This is a genomic window from Curtobacterium sp. MCLR17_031 (assembly GCF_003234775.2).
Lineage (GTDB): Bacteria > Actinomycetota > Actinomycetes > Actinomycetales > Microbacteriaceae > Curtobacterium > Curtobacterium flaccumfaciens.
Genome location: NZ_CP126270.1, coordinates 262,021 through 277,467, shown reverse-complemented (window position 1 = coordinate 277,467; position 15,447 = coordinate 262,021). Strand labels below are relative to the sequence as shown.

General features: G+C 71.9%; 13 protein-coding genes. 8 read left to right on the top strand and 5 right to left on the bottom strand.

The annotated features are described in order from the left end of the window. Positions 1 to 199 precede the first annotated feature (199 nt). From DEI96_RS01430 to DEI96_RS01415, 4 genes are read left to right on the top strand one after another with little or no spacing between them, the layout of a single operon-like run. Positions 200 to 1,384 carry an ROK family protein gene (locus DEI96_RS01430; RefSeq protein ID WP_083404204.1) on the top strand — a complete coding sequence of 395 codons (1,185 nt, stop codon included), beginning with the start codon at positions 200 to 202 and terminating at the stop codon, positions 1,382 to 1,384. Further along, positions 1,377 to 2,933, top strand: a complete 1,557-nt coding sequence (locus DEI96_RS01425; protein ID WP_111024066.1) for a M81 family metallopeptidase — start codon at positions 1,377 to 1,379, stop codon at positions 2,931 to 2,933. The genes DEI96_RS01430 and DEI96_RS01425 overlap by 8 nt, the downstream gene beginning before the upstream one ends. After that, positions 2,930 to 3,667 carry a copper homeostasis protein CutC gene (locus DEI96_RS01420; protein WP_111024065.1) on the top strand — a complete coding sequence of 246 codons (738 nt, stop codon included), beginning with the start codon at positions 2,930 to 2,932 and terminating at the stop codon, positions 3,665 to 3,667. The genes DEI96_RS01425 and DEI96_RS01420 overlap by 4 nt, the downstream gene beginning before the upstream one ends. A gap of 53 nt (positions 3,668 to 3,720) precedes the next feature. After that, positions 3,721 to 4,953, top strand: coding sequence for an MFS transporter (locus DEI96_RS01415; RefSeq protein ID WP_111024064.1), 1,233 nt, complete (start codon positions 3,721 to 3,723; stop codon positions 4,951 to 4,953). A gap of 96 nt (positions 4,954 to 5,049) precedes the next feature. On the opposite strand, the gene DEI96_RS01410 is transcribed toward DEI96_RS01415, so the two are convergent. Then, positions 5,050 to 5,694, bottom strand: coding sequence for an ATP-binding cassette domain-containing protein (locus tag DEI96_RS01410; RefSeq protein ID WP_258372875.1), 645 nt, complete (start codon positions 5,692 to 5,694; stop codon positions 5,050 to 5,052). Positions 5,695 to 5,744: 50 nt separating this feature from the next. Here DEI96_RS01410 and aztB point away from each other — a divergent pair, with 50 nt between their 5' ends. From aztB to DEI96_RS01390, 4 genes are read left to right on the top strand one after another with little or no spacing between them, the layout of a single operon-like run. Further along, positions 5,745 to 6,638: a zinc ABC transporter permease AztB gene (gene aztB, locus DEI96_RS01405; RefSeq protein ID WP_111024063.1), complete on the top strand. Its 894-nt coding sequence runs from the start codon at positions 5,745 to 5,747 to the stop codon at positions 6,636 to 6,638. Further along, a complete protein-coding gene (locus DEI96_RS01400) occupies positions 6,635 to 7,834 on the top strand; it encodes a YncE family protein (protein ID WP_111024062.1) in 1,200 nt (399 codons plus the stop codon). The genes aztB and DEI96_RS01400 overlap by 4 nt, the downstream gene beginning before the upstream one ends. After that, complete coding sequence (locus DEI96_RS01395; RefSeq protein WP_258372874.1) at positions 7,831 to 8,733, top strand: metal ABC transporter substrate-binding protein; 903 nt, start codon at positions 7,831 to 7,833, stop codon at positions 8,731 to 8,733. The genes DEI96_RS01400 and DEI96_RS01395 overlap by 4 nt, the downstream gene beginning before the upstream one ends. 26 nt (positions 8,734 to 8,759) lie before the next feature. Next, positions 8,760 to 9,938: a hypothetical protein gene (locus DEI96_RS01390; RefSeq protein ID WP_111024061.1), complete on the top strand. Its 1,179-nt coding sequence runs from the start codon at positions 8,760 to 8,762 to the stop codon at positions 9,936 to 9,938. A 142-nt stretch (positions 9,939 to 10,080) separates the two neighbouring features. On the opposite strand, the gene DEI96_RS01385 is transcribed toward DEI96_RS01390, so the two are convergent. The 4 genes from DEI96_RS01385 to DEI96_RS01370 form a co-directional block, all read right to left on the bottom strand. Then, positions 10,081 to 11,418, bottom strand: coding sequence for an ABC transporter substrate-binding protein (locus tag DEI96_RS01385; RefSeq protein ID WP_111024060.1), 1,338 nt, complete (start codon positions 11,416 to 11,418; stop codon positions 10,081 to 10,083). Between the two features lie 62 nt (positions 11,419 to 11,480). Further along, positions 11,481 to 12,431: a carbohydrate ABC transporter permease gene (locus DEI96_RS01380; RefSeq protein ID WP_258372873.1), complete on the bottom strand. Its 951-nt coding sequence runs from the start codon at positions 12,429 to 12,431 to the stop codon at positions 11,481 to 11,483. Further along, a complete protein-coding gene (locus tag DEI96_RS01375; protein WP_027467229.1) occupies positions 12,428 to 13,342 on the bottom strand; it encodes a carbohydrate ABC transporter permease in 915 nt (304 codons plus the stop codon). The genes DEI96_RS01380 and DEI96_RS01375 overlap by 4 nt, the downstream gene beginning before the upstream one ends. Then, a complete protein-coding gene (locus tag DEI96_RS01370) occupies positions 13,339 to 15,372 on the bottom strand; it encodes a beta-galactosidase (protein ID WP_111024059.1) in 2,034 nt (677 codons plus the stop codon). Before DEI96_RS01370 ends, DEI96_RS01375 begins: the two co-directional genes overlap by 4 nt. Between the last annotated feature and the right edge of the window lie 75 nt (positions 15,373 to 15,447).

The window sequence follows — 15,447 nt, the reverse complement described above, 5'->3', positions numbered from 1 at the left end:
GGGAGGTGGAGCACGGGTGCCGAGCGGCACGAGGACAGTCAAGGACCAAAGCGATTGGAAAAACAAACATCTCGATGTAAAAACTGCGTTACTGCGGAACGGACGAAAGGGTGGACCGCTCGATCCGCCCCGTAGGCTCGCGGCAGAACGGACCACCGACCGGTGTTCCGCTCCCGTTCCGCCCGGATTGGAGAAAGTCGTGGCCGATCTCAGCGCCCGCGTCCTCGAGCTCGTCGCCTCGGGGCAGGCCGCCAGCCGGACCGAGATCGCGAAGGTGCTCGGAGCCGCCCCGTCGACCGTGTCGCACGTCGTCGGCCAGCTCCTGGAGCACGGGATCCTCGCCGAGGAGGGCACCGACGTCTCGACCGGCGGTCGCCCCCGCAAGGTGCTCCGCATCGGCGGCGTCGACGAGTACGCGGTCGCCGCGGACGTCGGTGGCGGCCACGCGCGCATCGGCGTGGTCCTGCCTGGAGGCGCGCTCGAGTCGGTCGCGAACGTCCCGTTCGCGCTCTCCGACGGTCCGACCGCCGGGCTCCAGCGCCTGGCCGCGCTGCTCGAGCGGCTCGCCGACGACCGTGGTCGCGAGGGACTGCGGGGCGTCGGGCTCAGCCTGCCCGGTCCCGTCGACGTCGTCGCCGGGGTCGTGGACCTGCCGAGCCGGATGCCGGGGTGGAACGGGTTCCCCGTGGCCGCGTGGCTGAGCGACCGGTTCGGCCTGCCGGCGATCGTCGACAACGACGCGAACTGCATGGCGGCGGGTGAGCAGACCGTGCAGGATCCCGCTCGACGCCAGACCATCACGATCAAGGCCGGCTCGGCGATCGGCGCGGGCATCGTCATCGACGGTCGGCTCTACCGGGGGTCGACCGGGGCGGCCGGGGACATCACGCACGTGCGGATCGACGCCGCCGGGGACACCCCGTGCTCGTGCGGCAACACCGGGTGCCTCGAGACGGTGGCGTCCGGGGCTGCCCTGGTCCGGATCCTGTCGAACGCGGGGGTCGACGTCGCCTCGACCGCCGACGTCGTCCGGCTCGCCTCGGACGCGCACCCCGAGGCCACCCGTGCTGTGCGGATGGCGGGCAAGTACCTGGGCGAGGTGCTCGCCGCCAACGTGAACTTCTTCAACCCGGACGCCGTCTACCTGGGCGGCATCCTGTCGACCCTCGACCCGTTCATCGCCGCCGTGCGCAGCCAGCTCTACGAGAGCTGCCACCCGCTGATGACCCAGCACCTGGCCATCGAGCCGGTGTCGCTCGGTGCCGATGCCGGGCTCGTCGGCGCCGGGCAGTTCGCGCTGCAGCGGGGCCTCGCCGCCTCGCTCGAGGAGCTCTCCGCGCCCATCCCCCAGTCCACCACCAGGAACAGGAGCGTCCGTGTCTGAGACCGGTCCCGTCACCCCCGCCGCCCCCGCCAGCACCGCTGGTGCCCGTCGCCCGGTCATCGCCATCGCCGGGCTCGCCATCGAGACGTCGACGTTCACGCCGACCCGGACGCACGCCCCCGCGTTCCACCCGGACCGCGGCGACGAGGCCGTCGCCCGGTACCCGTTCCTGGCGACCATGGCCGACCGGGCCGACTTCCGCGGGGCGCTCATCGGGCACGCGCTGCCCGGCGGGATCGTCGACCGGGCGTCGTACGAAGCCCTGGCCGACGAGATCGTGGAGCGGCTGGGTGCGCTGGGTCCGGTCGACGGCCTCTGGTACGACATCCACGGTGCGATGGTGGTCGAGGGGCTCGACGACGCCGAGACGGACCTGCTCGGTCGCATCCGCGCGGTCGTCGGCCCCGACGTCATCGTGTCCGCGTCGATGGACCTGCACGGCAACGTCACGCGCGAGCTCGCCCACCAGGTCGACCTCGTCACCTGCTACCGGATGGCCCCGCACGAGGACACCCTCGAGACGAAGGAGCGTGCCGTCCGGAACCTCGTCGACGTGCTCACCGAACGCCCCGTCGGTGCGCAGCGACCCGTGAAGGCCTGGATCCCGATCCCCGTCCTGCTGCCCGGCGAGCAGACCTCGACCCGCCTCGAGCCGGCGAAGTCCCTGTACGCGCAGGTCCCGCTCGTCGAGCAGACCGAGGGCGTGCTCGACGCCGCGATCTGGGTCGGGTACGCCTGGGCCGACCAGCCCCGCGACCAGGCCGTCACCGTCGTCACCGGGTGGGACGAGGCCGCCGTCGCCGCCGGTGCCGAACGGCTCGCCCGCGCGTTCTGGGACGTCCGCGAGGACTTCGTCTTCGTCGCCCCCACCGGCACGTTCGAGGAGTGCCTCGACGCCGCGCTCGCCCCGGGCGCCGCGAAGCCGTACTTCGTCTCGGACTCCGGCGACAACCCCACGGCCGGCGGCTCCGGGGACATGACCTGGGGCCTGACGCAGGTGCTCGCCCGCCCGGAGTTCCAGGACCCGTCCGGCCCGACCGTCATCTACGCGAGCGTGCCCGGACCGGCCGCGGTCGCCGCGGCGGTGGAGGCCGGCGTCGGTGCGACGATCACCGTGACCGCCGGTGCGTCGGTGGACCACGTGCACGCTGGCCCGATCACGATGACCGGGCGGGTGCACGCGATCAAGCACGGCGACCGAGACGCCGAGACCGAGGTCGTGCTGCAGGTCGGCAGCGTCTTCGCGATCCTGACGAAGCTGCGGAAGCCGTACCACCACGAGCACGACTTCACCGACCTCGACCTGGCGCCGCGGCAGGCGGACGTCGTCATCGTGAAGATCGGGTACCTCGAACCGGAGCTGTTCGACATGTCCGCCGACTGGATGCTCGCGCTCACCCCGGGTGGTGTCGACCAGGACCTGCTGCGCCTCGGGCACCACAGGATCGAGCGGCCGATGTTCCCCTACGATCGAGTGTTCCCGACGGCACCGGACCTCCGCGCCCGCATCGTCCCCGCCTCCAACGAACCGCTCGGAGCCCCTGCATGAGCACCACCGCCGCACTCGAGATCGCCGTGACCTCTCCGGCTGGTGCGATCACCGCGCGGGACGGCGGCGCCGACCGCGTCGAACTCTGCGTCGGGCTCGAGCTCGGCGGCCTCACCCCGTCGCAGGCACTGGTCGAGACGACCCACGAGACCGGGATCCCGGCGCACGCGCTGGTCCGCTGCCGCCCGGGCGGGTTCGTGCACTCCCCCGACGAGGTCGAGCTCATGGTGCGCGAGGTCCGCACGGTCCTGCGCTCCGGGGCCGCCGGTGTCGTGGTCGGTGCCCTGCGCCCCGACCGGACCCTGGACGAGGACGCCCTCCGCCGCTTCGTGGACGCCGCCCGGTCGGTCAGCGCCACCGCCGAGGTCACCCTGCACCGCGCGATCGACCACGCGAGCGACCCCGTCGCCGCAGCCGGATCGCTCGCCGCGCTCGGCTTCACCCGCGTCCTGACCTCGGGCGCCGCCCCCACCGCGGTCGCCGGCGCCGAGACGATCGCCCGCATGGTCGAGGCCGCCGGGCCCGTGCAGGTGATGGCCGGCGCCGGGGTCACCCCCGCCGACGTCCGCGCGCTGCTCGCCACCGGCGCCGCCGCCGTGCACCTGTCGGCCAAGCGTCCGGCCGCGGACAGCACGCACGCCGGGGTGCCGATGGGCGCCGGGGACGACGGCTCCGCGCACTTCGTCACCGACGCCGAGGTCGTCGCGGCCGCACGGCGCGCGCTCGACGCCTGACCCGCTCGCCGTCACACGGGAATGGCGGCCGTCGGAAGCCGCTTGACGCCCCCATGACATCGTCAGCAGCGCGCCGCGGGTGGCTCAGCGTCACGTCCGTCGCACTCGGGTCGTTCGTGCTCGTCCTGTCCGAGTTCCTGCCCATCGGGCTGCTCCCCGCCATCGCCGACGACCTGGACGTCGGCATCGGCACCGCCGGCCTGATGGTCGTCGCCACCGGACTCGTCGGCGCCGTCGCGGCACCGGTCGTCACCGTCCTGACCTCGCGACTCGACCGTCGGGTGGTGCTCGTGTCCCTGACCGTGCTGCTCGTGGTCGCCGACGGCCTCGCCGCGATCGCGCCCTCGTTCTGGGTGCTGCTGATCGCACGGATGCTGCTCGGTGTCGGCATCGGGGGCTTCTGGGCCATCGGCGCCGGGATCGCCGGGCGACTCGTCCGGCCGGAACTGACGATCCGTGCGACCTCGCTCATCACGGCAGGCGTCTCCGTCGCGACCGTCGTGAGCCTGCCGCTCGGCGCCCTGGTGTCGTCGCTCGCCAGCTGGCGCCTCGGCTTCGTGATCGGTGGGGCGCTCGGCCTCGTCGCGCTCGTCCTGCAGCTCGCGATGCTGCCGAGGATCCCCGCGCAGCAGCGGGTGCGGTTCGCGACGCTCGGGTCGCTGCTCCGCGTGCCCCGCGCCCGCGTCGGGCTCATCGCCGCGGCCTTCGTCTTCGCGGCCCAGTTCGCCGCGTACACCTACATCGCGCCGTACCTGCAGCAGCTCGTCGGCGTCGGCCCGGACACCGTGACGATCGCGCTGCTGGTGTTCGGCGTCGCGGGCATCATCGGGAACTTCGCCGCGGGCTTCACCCTCGACCGCAGTGTCCTCGGCACCATCGGGGCGTCGAAGTTCGTGCTCGCGGCGGCCGTCGTGCTGCTGCCGCTGCTCGCCCACTCCGTCGTGGGGGTCTTCGTGCTGCTCGTCGTGTGGGGCCTGGTGTGGGGTGCGCTGCCGCTCGGGATGCAGACGTGGATGTCGACGGCGTCGCCGGCTGGGTCCGAGACCGGGCTCGCGCTGTTCGTCACGACGATCCAGCTCGCGATCGCCGCCGGTTCGGTGCTCGGTGGCGCCGCGGTGTCGTCGTTCGGCCTGGCTGCTGACTTCTGGCTGGCCGGCGGGGTCGCGATCGTCGGCGCCGTCGTGCTCGTCGCGATGGGGCTGCGGAAGTCGAGTGCCGTGCCGGTGGTCGAGCCGGTCGCGGCCGAGCCGACGCCGACCGGCCCGGTGGCCGTCGCCTGCCCCTGACCCCGGTCGGGATGGGTCGCAAGACACCGGTGTTCGCGCACTGAACACGCGCAGACCGCGGTTCAACGGGTGAACACCGGTGTCTTGCGGAATCGGTCAGGTCAGGGTGACGATGCGGTCGGCCGCGGCGATCGCCACCGGGTCGTGGGCCGCGTGCACGACCACGACCCCTGCCGCGGCCTCGTCGGCGAGCGCCGCCACCACGAGCGCCGCGGACTCGGCGTCGACCCCCGCGGTCGGTTCGTCGACCAGCAGCACCCCGGCCCGCTGGGCCAGCCCGAGCGCGACGAGCGTCCGCTGACGCTGCCCGCCCGAGAGCTCCTCGATCGGCCGGTCGGCCAGGTCCGTGATCGCCATCCGCTCGAGCTGCGCGTCGACGATCGCCCGGTCGGCGCGCCCGAGCGGCCGCCACCACGAACGGTGCCGCCACCGCCCCATCGTGACGGCCGCGCGGACGGTGAGCGGGAGCGTGGTCGGCGGCACGGACTGGGTCACGTAGGCGACGCCGTCGGACGGGAGGCCCGTCACCCGCCCGACGGTCGGCCGCACGACGTCCGCGACCACGTCGAGCAGCGTCGACTTGCCGGATCCGTTCGGTCCGGTGAGCGCGGTCACGACCCCGGCGGGGAACGTCACGTCGAGCATGTCGAGGACGGTCCGGCCGCCGAGGACGGCCGTCACCCGGTCCAGGTGGACGGGAGATCGGGGCTCGGCGGGGTCGGTCGGCTCGGTCGCAGGCACCTGAGCACGCTATCAGTATCGATACTCGTTTTCATGTAGCGTCTCCGACCGTGACCTGGCTGACCGATCCGTTCTCCGTCGACTTCATGGTGCGCGCCCTGGTCGGCGGCTCCCTGGCGGCGGTCCTCTGCGCCGTGGTCGGCACGTGGGTACTGGTCCGGGGCATGGCGTTCCTGGGCGAGGCGCTCTCGCACGGCATGCTGCCCGGCGTCGCGATCGCCACCCTGACCGGAGTCCCGCCGGTGCTCGGTGCCGCGGTGAGCGCGGGCGTGATGGTGCTCGGCGTCGGGGCACTGCGTCGTCGTGCCCGACTGTCGTACGACACCTCGATCGGCCTGCTCTTCGTCGGGATGCTCGCACTCGGCGTGATCATCGTGTCGTCCTCGCGGTCGTTCGCCACCGACGTCACCGCGATCCTGTTCGGCGACGTCCTCGCCGTCACCCGGGCCGACGTCGGTGGCCTCGCGATCGCCGCAGCCGTTGCCCTGGCCGTCGCCGTCGCGTTCCACCGGCCCTTCACCGCGCTGGCGTTCGACACCCGCAAGGCCGCGACGCTCGGCCTGCACCCACGCCTGGCCGAGGTCGTGCTCATCGGGCTCGTCACCCTGGCGGTCGTCGCCTCGTACCGGGCCGTCGGCACCCTGCTCGTCGTAGGCCTGCTGCTCGCGCCGGCGGCCGCCGCCCGCGCGTGGACCCGGCACGTGGCCTCGACGATGCTCCTCGGTGCCGGCATCGGTGCCGCCGCCGTCCTCGTCGGGCTGCTCGTCTCCTGGCACGCCGGCACCGCCGCCGGCGCGAGCATCGCCGCGGTCGCCGTCGGCGGCGTCGTGGTCTCACGCGCCCTGGCCGCCGTCGTCCTGCGGCGCACCCCGATCCCCACCCCGGCGCGCGCGGCCGCGCCGGCAGCACCACGATCCGCCGCACCGTCTCGAGAGGGAGCATGAAGCACTCGACCACCAGCCGCGCCCCCGCGCGCCTCCTGTCCACCATCGGCCTCGCCACCGGCCTGGCCCTCACCGTCACCGCCTGTTCCACGGGCACCCCGTCGGCCGACGGCTCGACCGGCACCGCCCGTCCCCACGGTTACGTGGCGGGCGCGAGCGAGTCCCAGGAACCCCAGGTGCGCCTCCTGGCCGTGTCGGCATCCGGCGCGACCGCGGTGCACGACCTGCTCACCGAGGAGACCACCGAACTCGACGACGTGGACGCACCGGAGCACTCGGCGACCGACGGCCGGTTCCTCGTGACCAGCGACACCGACCGCACGACGATCGTCGACGGCGGGTCCTGGACCGTCGACCACGGCGACCACACCCACTACTACGCCGCCGAGCCGCGGGTGGTGGGCACGATCGACGGCGGCGGCCGGGTCGAGGTGCACTCGTCCGAGACCATGACGACGATCACCTGGCCGGACCGCACCGAGGCCGTCGTGCTCGACCGCGAGGCGCTGGGTCAGGGCGAGGTCGACGAGACCGCACGGATCGACGCGAGCGTCCTGCTGCCGATGGGCGAGCAGCTCGTAGCGGCCGACGGCGACACGGTCCGCGTGCTCGACCCGGACGGCGAGGCGACCGACCCCGCCGGTACCGCACAGACCTGCACCGACCCCGCCGGCGGGATCGTCACCCGCGCCGGTGCCGTCGTGGGCTGCGCCGACGGAGCGGTCGTGGTGGACGACACCGGCGAGCCCTCGTTCGTCGACCTGCCCGACGGCGCCGAACGTCCGACGGCCTTCGCCGCCCGCGCCGGCCGGCCCACCGTCGCCGGACTGGCCGGCACCACCGGGTTCTGGTTGCTCGACGTGCGACAGGGCTCCTGGCGGCTCGTGCCGACCGAACGGCCCCTGCGCGCCGTGGTCGCGGTGGACGACGAGGACGAGCACGTGGTCGGGGTCGACGACTCCGGGCGGGTGGTCGTCGTGACCGCCTCGACGGGGAAGGTGGCCACGACGACGGCGCTCATCGACATCGGCGCAGACAACCCCGCGCCGATGCTGCAGCTCGACGCCCAGCGCGCCTACCTGGCCGATCCCGCGGACGGCACCGTGCACGAGATCGACTTCGCCGACGGCGCCCGGGTCGCCCGAACGATCGAGCTCCCCGTCGCCCCCGTCGCCTTCGCCGAGGTCGGACTGTGACCGGCACCAGGATCCTGACCGCGGGTCTCGTCGCCGCGATCGTCGCCCTCGTCGCCACGGGGTGCACCACCGCCGGCTCGGACCGGCCCCTCGTCGCGGTGACGACGAACATCCTCGGCGACGTCGTCAGCGAAGTCGTCGGGGACCAGGCCGACGTCATGGTCCTCATGCCCCCGGGCGCCGACCCCCACTCGTTCGAGGTCTCCGCGCAGGAAGCCGCACGACTGCGGAGCGCCGACCTGGTGGTCGAGAACGGGCTCGGGCTCGAAGAAGGGGTCGCCCGTCACGTCGCGGCGGCGGCCGAGGACGGCGTGCCGGTCTCCACCGCCGGGGACGCGTTCGACCCGCTGGAGTGGACCACCGAGGACGACAGCGGCCCCGACCCGCACTTCTGGACCGACCCCGCCCGGATGGTCGACGTGGTCGAGGCCCTCGACCAGGACCTGCGCGACGCCGGCATCGAGCCGACCGGCACCGATGCCTACCTGGACGAGCTCCACGAGCTGGACGACACGATGACGGCGGCGTTCCGGACCGTGCCCGAGGAACGCCGGGCGCTCGTCACGAACCACCACGTGTTCGGCTACCTGGCCGACCACTACGGGTTCCGGGTCGTCGGGGCGGTGATCCCGAGCGGGACCACGCTGGCCTCCCCGAGCGCCGCCGACCTGCGCGACCTGGCCGATGCCATCGACGAGGCGGGGGTCCGGACGATCTTCGCCGACGCCTCGCAGCCCGCGCGACTGGCCGAGGTGCTCGCGGAAGAGGTCGACCTGCACGTCGAGATCCGACCGCTGGCGACGGAGTCCCTCACCGCGGACGGCGACGCCTCCACCTACCTCGGCATGATGCGCTCGAACACCGAGGCCATCGTCGACGGCCTGTCGACTGGTAATTGAGAATGAGAATCAATACAGTGAACGACATGACGAACACGAAGACGCTCCGGGCCGCGTGGCCCGCCGCCCTGCTCGGCGCGGCCGCCCTGGCCCTGACCGGGTGCGCCACGAACACCGACGCCGGGTCCGACACCACTGCGACCCCGAAGGCCGACGGGACGCGCATCACCCTGACCTACGACGGCGGCCTGCTCGTCCTCGACCAGGACCTGCAGGTGGTGGCCGACGACGCGATCGACGGCTTCACCCGGGTCAACCCGGTCGGTGACGGACGCCACGTGCTCGTCACCGTGCCCGAGGGCTTCCGAGTCCTCGACACCCAGGCCGAGCCGGCCCTGACCGACGCGGTGTTCCCCGCCGACACCGGCGGCCACGCGGTCGTCCACGGCGACCGCACCGCTCTGTTCGCCGACGGCACCGGGGACGTGACGACGTTCGACCACACCGAACTCGACGGTGCCGACCTGCCCGAGGTCGAGACGACGAAGTCCGAGGCCGCCCACCACGGCGTCGCGATCGAGCTCGAGGACGGCACGCTCCTGACGACCATCGGCACCGAGGAGAGCCGCTCCGGCGTGCGCGCCCTGGACGCCGACGGCGAGGAGATCACCCGGTCCGAGGAGTGCCCCGACGTGCACGGCGAGGGTGCGGTCAAGGATGAGGTCGCGGTGTTCGGCTGCACCGACGGCGCCCTGGTCTACCAGGACGGCGCGTTCGAGAAGATCGACGCCCCGACCGAGTACGGCCGCACCGGCAACCTGTTCACCACCGAGGACTCGTCGGTCGCGGTCGGCGACTACAACGACGACCCCGACAGCGAGGGCTACCTGCTCGACCAGATCGCCCTGATCGACGCGGCCTCGGGGAAGTACACCGTCGCGGACATGCCCGACGGCGTCGGCTTCACGTTCCGCGACCTGGCCCGCGGCCCCGGTGACGAGGCCGTCGTGCTCGGCGACGACGGTGCCCTGCACACCTTCGACGAGACCACCGGCGAGCAGCTGGAGTCGTACCCGGTGATCGACGCGTGGGAGGGCCCGGCCGAGTGGCAGGACGCCCACCCGGCCCTGAAGGTCGAGGGTGACATCGCCTACGTCACCGACCCCGCCGAGCGGAAGGTCCACGCGGTCGACCTGACCACCGGGAAGGTCATCGCCTCGAGCGACGAGCTGCCGGGCGTGCCCAACGAGATCGCGGTCGCGTAGCGACGAGCAAGACGAGCGCGCTGCGAGCGCGCGACGGGGTCCGGAACACGACCCCGAGAAGGACAGGAGGCCCGTGGCGATCCCGCCACGGGCCTCCTGTCCGCTGTCAGCGCGTGGACCGCGCGACGTCAGCCGCCGTCCGTCAGCCCTTGACCGGGATCGACTGCGCCTTGAGCGCCGCGATGGTCTTCGACTGCCCGGACTCGAGCGCCTCGCTCAGGGTGCCCGAGCCGGACGCCGCCTGCCCGAAGCCGTCGGACACGTCCGAGTAGGTCTGCGTCATCGTCGGACCCCAGGTGAAGGGCTGGATGTCCTTCGCCGCGGTCGCGAACTCCTCGTAGATCTTCTGGCCACCGTAGAAGTCGAGCCCCTCGGTCAGGGCCGGCAGGTCGGCGCCGGTGGTCGAGGCCGGGTACAGGTTGGCCTCCTTGTTCAGTGCGGACAGCGCCTCGGTCGAGGTGTTCAGCCAGACCAGGAACTTCGACGCCTCGGCCGGGTGCTTGCTGCCCGCGAAGACGACGTTCGACGAACCGCCCCAGGCGGCCGACTTGGTCTCGCCGGACTTCCACTGCGGCATCGGGGCGACGGCCCACTTGCCCGAGGTCGACGGAGCACCGCTCGAGATGGTGTTCGCACCCCAGACCGCGGAGACCCAGGTCCAGTCCTTGCCGCTGTCGTAGGCGTTGTTCCACTGGTCGGTGAAGCTCGGCAGGGTGTTGACGAGCTTCTTGTCGATCAGGTCCTGCCAGTAGTCGGCGACCTTCTTCGACGCGGCGTCGTCCAGGTTGACCTTCCAGTCCTGGCCCGAGTTCTCGAACCACTGGCCACCGGCCTGCGAGACGAGCCCGGCGAACTGGTTGACGTCACCCTTGGCGAAGTTGGTGATGTTGCCGCCGAGCTTCTTGATCTTCACGGCGTCCTCGGCGTACTCCTCCCACGTCTTCGGGGCGTCGAGGCCTGCCTTCTCGAACAGGTCCTTGCGGTAGTACAGCGCCATCGGACCGGAGTCCTGCGGCACGGCGTAGACCGACTTCCCTTCGCCGAAGGTGACCTGGTTCCACAGGCCGTCGGAGAAGTCCTTCTTCGCGTCGCTGATGCCGGCGCACGCGCCGATGTCCTCGAGGCCGCCCTGCACGCGGAACGCCGGCAGGGTGTCGTACTCGACCTGGCCGATGTCCGGCGCCTGCTTGGCCTTCAGCTGGTTGAAGAAGTTCTGGTAGGTGCCGCTGTTGCCGTTCGCGACGATCGAGACCTTGACCTGGATGTCCGGGTTGGCCTTGTTCCAGATCGCGACGACCTTGTCCATGTTCGGCACCCAGGTCGTGAAGTCGAGGGTGACCTTGCCGCCCGAGGGCTTGCAGCTGGCGGCCGCGGTGTCGGATCCACCGCCGCTGCTGCTGCCGCCGGTGCTGCAGCCGGCGAGGGCCACGGAGGCGGCCACGGCGATCGCGGCGACGCTGAGGAACTTCGTTGTCTTCATGCTGTTTCCGTTCGGATGTGGTGTGGGGAGAGCTGGTGCGGGAAGGGGTGCGGGTCGAGGGGCTACTTCAGGCCGCCGGAGCCCAGGCCGGAGCGCCAGAAGCGCTGCAGGCTCAGGAAGGCGATGAGCAGCGGGATGATCGAGACGAACGACCCGATGAGCACGAGGGTGCGCAGGTCCGGGTACTGGTTCACGCTCGAGTTCCACGTGTAGAGGCCGAGGGTGACGGGGAACAGCGACGAGTCGCGGAGCATCACGAGCGGCAGGAAGAAGTTGTTCCACACGGCGACGAACTGGAACAGGAAGATCGTCACGAGCGCGGGCGACATCAGTCGGACGGCCACGGTGAAGAACGTCCGGACCTCGCCGGAGCCGTCGATGCGGGCCGCTTCGATGATCTCGTCCGGCACGCTCGACGCCGCGAACAACCGCGACAGGTAGACGCCGAACGGGCTGACGATGCTCGGCAGGAACACCGACCAGAACGTGTCGGTCAGGTCGACCTGGCTGAAGATGAGGAACAGCGGCAGGGCCAGGGCGGTCGCCGGCACGAGCACGCCGCCGAGGAACACGTTGAACAGCACCTCGCGGCCGCGGAACCGGTACTTGGCCAGGGCGTACCCGCACATCGCGGAGAGCACCGTGCCGAGCAGGCCGGCGACCCCGGCGTAGGCGATGCTGTTCAGCAGCCAGCGCAGGTAGATGCCGTCCTGCCGCGTGAACAGCTCGACGAGGTTGCCGAAGAAGTCCTGCACCGAGGTGGCGCTGAACCACAGCGAGAACGTCGAGTTGAAGTTCGCGGCGGTCTTGGTGGACGAGACCAGCAGCCAGAAGATCGGCAGCAGGAAGTAGAGGGTGAAGACCCCCATCACGATCATCGCGGCGCTGCGCGAGATGACGCTCTCACGGGGACCGCGCGCTCCGCGCTGGGGCGGACGGGAGGCCCGGTTCGGCTCGAGCGGTCGGCCGACGTCGCGGACGAGGTCACCTTGGGACGGGGCGTTGACGGTCATTCGGCGGCCTTCCGCTGGGTCAGTCGGAGGAACCCGATCGACAGGACGAACGTGGCGACGGCGAGGACGACCGAGAAAGCCGCGGCGAGGTTGAAGTTCGGCACCGAGGACGTCGAGTAGACGAGCATGTTCGGCGTGAACGTCGACGAGATGGTCGAGGTGAACTGGCGGAACACGGTCGGCTCGGTCAGCAGCTGCAGGGTGCCGATGACGGAGAACACGGCGGTGAGGACGATCGCCGGCACCACGAGCGGGATCTTGATCGACAGGGCGATCCGGAGCTGGGACGCACCGTCGAGCTTCGCCGCCTCGTACACCTCGGCGGGGATCGCGAGGAGCGACGAGTAGATGATGAGCATGTTGTAGCCGACGTAGACCCAGGTCACGACGTTGGCGACGGCCCACAGCACGGTGCTGCCGCCGAGCAGGTCGACCCGCGAGGTCACCGCGGAGAACGGCGACAGGTCGGGGGCGTAGAGGTAGCCCCACATGATCGCGGCGATGACGCCGGGCACCGCGTACGGCGCGAAGAACGCCAGGCGGAAGAACCGCTTGCCGCGCAGCAGCGGGGAGTCGAGCAGCAGGGCGAACAGGAGCGCGAGCCCGAGCATCACCGGCACCTGCACGACGCCGAACAGCAGCACGCGGAGCACGGAGCTCCAGAACTCGCCGTCCTGGAACACCAGGGCGTACTGGCTCAGACCGCCGAAGACCTGCGTCGGGGCGCCGAACGTGCCCTGCCGCTCGATCTTCTGCAGCGACTCCCACACGGCGTAGAGGATGGGGACCAGGTAGAACGCCGTGAACAGGACGGCGAACGGCAGGACGAAGATCGCGATGGCGCGGCGGTAGCGGAACCCGCCGCCCCGGCGTCGTCGGGTCGCGCTGGGCGACTGTGCGGTGGTGGTCATGAGCGGTTCCTGTCGGTGCGGATGATCTGGGTCCCGCCGGGGGCGATGGCGGTGGTCCCGGTGACGGGGCGGTCGGCGACGAGCTCGTGGCCGGCCTCGTGGTGCTCGACGGTGCGGTCGGAGTGGTTCAGCAGGAAGACCCACTCGTGGGTGTCGTCCCGGCGACGGACGACCTCGAGTCCGGAGCGGACTGCGGGGTCGGCGCGCACCCCGGCCTCGTCGAGGACGCGGTGGACGAAGCCGCCCAGCGCCCCGGCGTCGAGCACCGTGGACGTGTACCAGGCGGTCCCGGCGCCGTGCTCGTTGCGGGTGACGGCCGGACGCCCGGCGAGCGAGCCCTCGGCGTAGTCGACGATGCTCGTCGCACCGCGCAGCTCGACCGGCTCCGACCAGACGCTGCCGGTCGTGCCGTCGGACAGCGCGATCGTGGCGTCGGCGGCGAGCGGGAGGAACTCGTCCACCCGCACGCCGAGCAGGTCACGGAAGGCGCCCGGGTAGCCGCCGGTGCGGACCCGGTCGCGCTCGTCGACGATGCCGCTGAAGCAGCTGACGATCGCGTGCCCGCCGCCGGCGACGTGGTCGGCGATGACGGCCGCGTGCTCGTCGCGCACCAGGTACAGCTCGGGGACGACGACGAGCGCGTACCCGTCGAGCGGTGCCCCGGGGGCGACGACGTCGACGGTCACGCCGAGGTCCCAGAGCGCGGCGTGGAAGGCGTGGACCTGCTCCAGGTAGCGGAGCGCGGTGCTGGGGTGGGCCTCCAGGTCGGCCGCCCACTGGTTCTCCCAGCTGAACACGAGCGCCACGTCGGCGACCACGCGTGAGCCGCGCAGCTCGCCGAGCCGCTCGACCAGGGCGCCGAGCGCGACCACGTCGCGCCACGTCCCCGACTCGGTGCCGGCGTGCGGCAGCAGTGCGGAGTGGAACTTCTCGCTGCCCTGCACGGACGCGCGCCACTGGAAGAAGCAGACCCCGTCGGCGCCGCGGGCGATGTGCGCCGCGGTGTTCCGGAGCATCTCGCCCGGGGCCTTCGCGACGTTGTGCGGCTGCCAGTTGACGGCACCCGTCGAGTGCTCCATGAGCAGCCAGGGGGCGCCGCCGGCCAGGCCACGCGTGGTGTCGGCGGCGAAGGCGAGCTCGACGTGCGGCCGGGGCAGGCGGTGGTCCAGGTAGTGGTCGTTCGCGATGACGTCCATGTCGCCGGCCCACGACCAGTAGTCGAGCGCCGTGATGTGCGCGGCGACCATGAAGTTCGTCGTGACGGGCTTGTCGCTCAGCTCGCGCAGGACGGCGGCCTCGGCACGGTGGTGGCCGAGGAGTTCGTCGGACGAGAACCGGTCGAAGTCGATGGTCTGCGCCGGGTTCGTGAACGACAGCGTCGCGCGGGGCGGCAGCACCTGCTCCCACGCGGAGTAGCGCTGGCTCCAGAACGAGGTGCCCCAGGCCGCGTTGAGTGCGTCGACCGTGCCGTACCGGGCCTGCAGCCAGCCGCGGAACGCCTGGGCGGAGACGTCGCAGTAGCAGTGCGCGTTGTGGCAGCCGAGTTCGTTCGACACGTGCCAGAGCCGCACGGCGGGGTGGTCGCCGTAGCGCTCGGCGGTGGCGCGGACCAGGGCGAGGGCGTGCTCGCGGTAGATCGGCGAGCTCGGGCAGAACGCCTGGCGGCCACCGGGCCAGCGGGTGGTGCCGTCGGCGACGACGGGCAGGACCTCGGGGTACCGAGTGGTGAGCCACGGCGGGGTCGAGGCGGTGCCGGTGCCCAGGTCGACCCCGATGCCCGCGCCGTGCAGCAGCTCGATGACGGTGTCGAGCGCGGCGAAGTCGTACTCGCCCTGCCGCGGTTCGACGTGCGACCAGCCGAAGACGTTGATCGCGACGAGGTTCACGCCGGCCTCGCGCATGAGCCGGACGTCCTCGACCCACACCTCGGGGTCCCACTGCTCGGGGTTGTAGTCGCACCCGAACGCGAGGCCCGTCGAGCCGAGGCCGAGCGCGCCGGTGGCGGTCGTCGGCAGGGTGGTGGTCGTCACGGGGATCCTCGCTGATCGGGGCGACCCCGGCCGCCTCGGTCGCGTGCGACCCCTTCGACGGCGAAGGCCACCCAT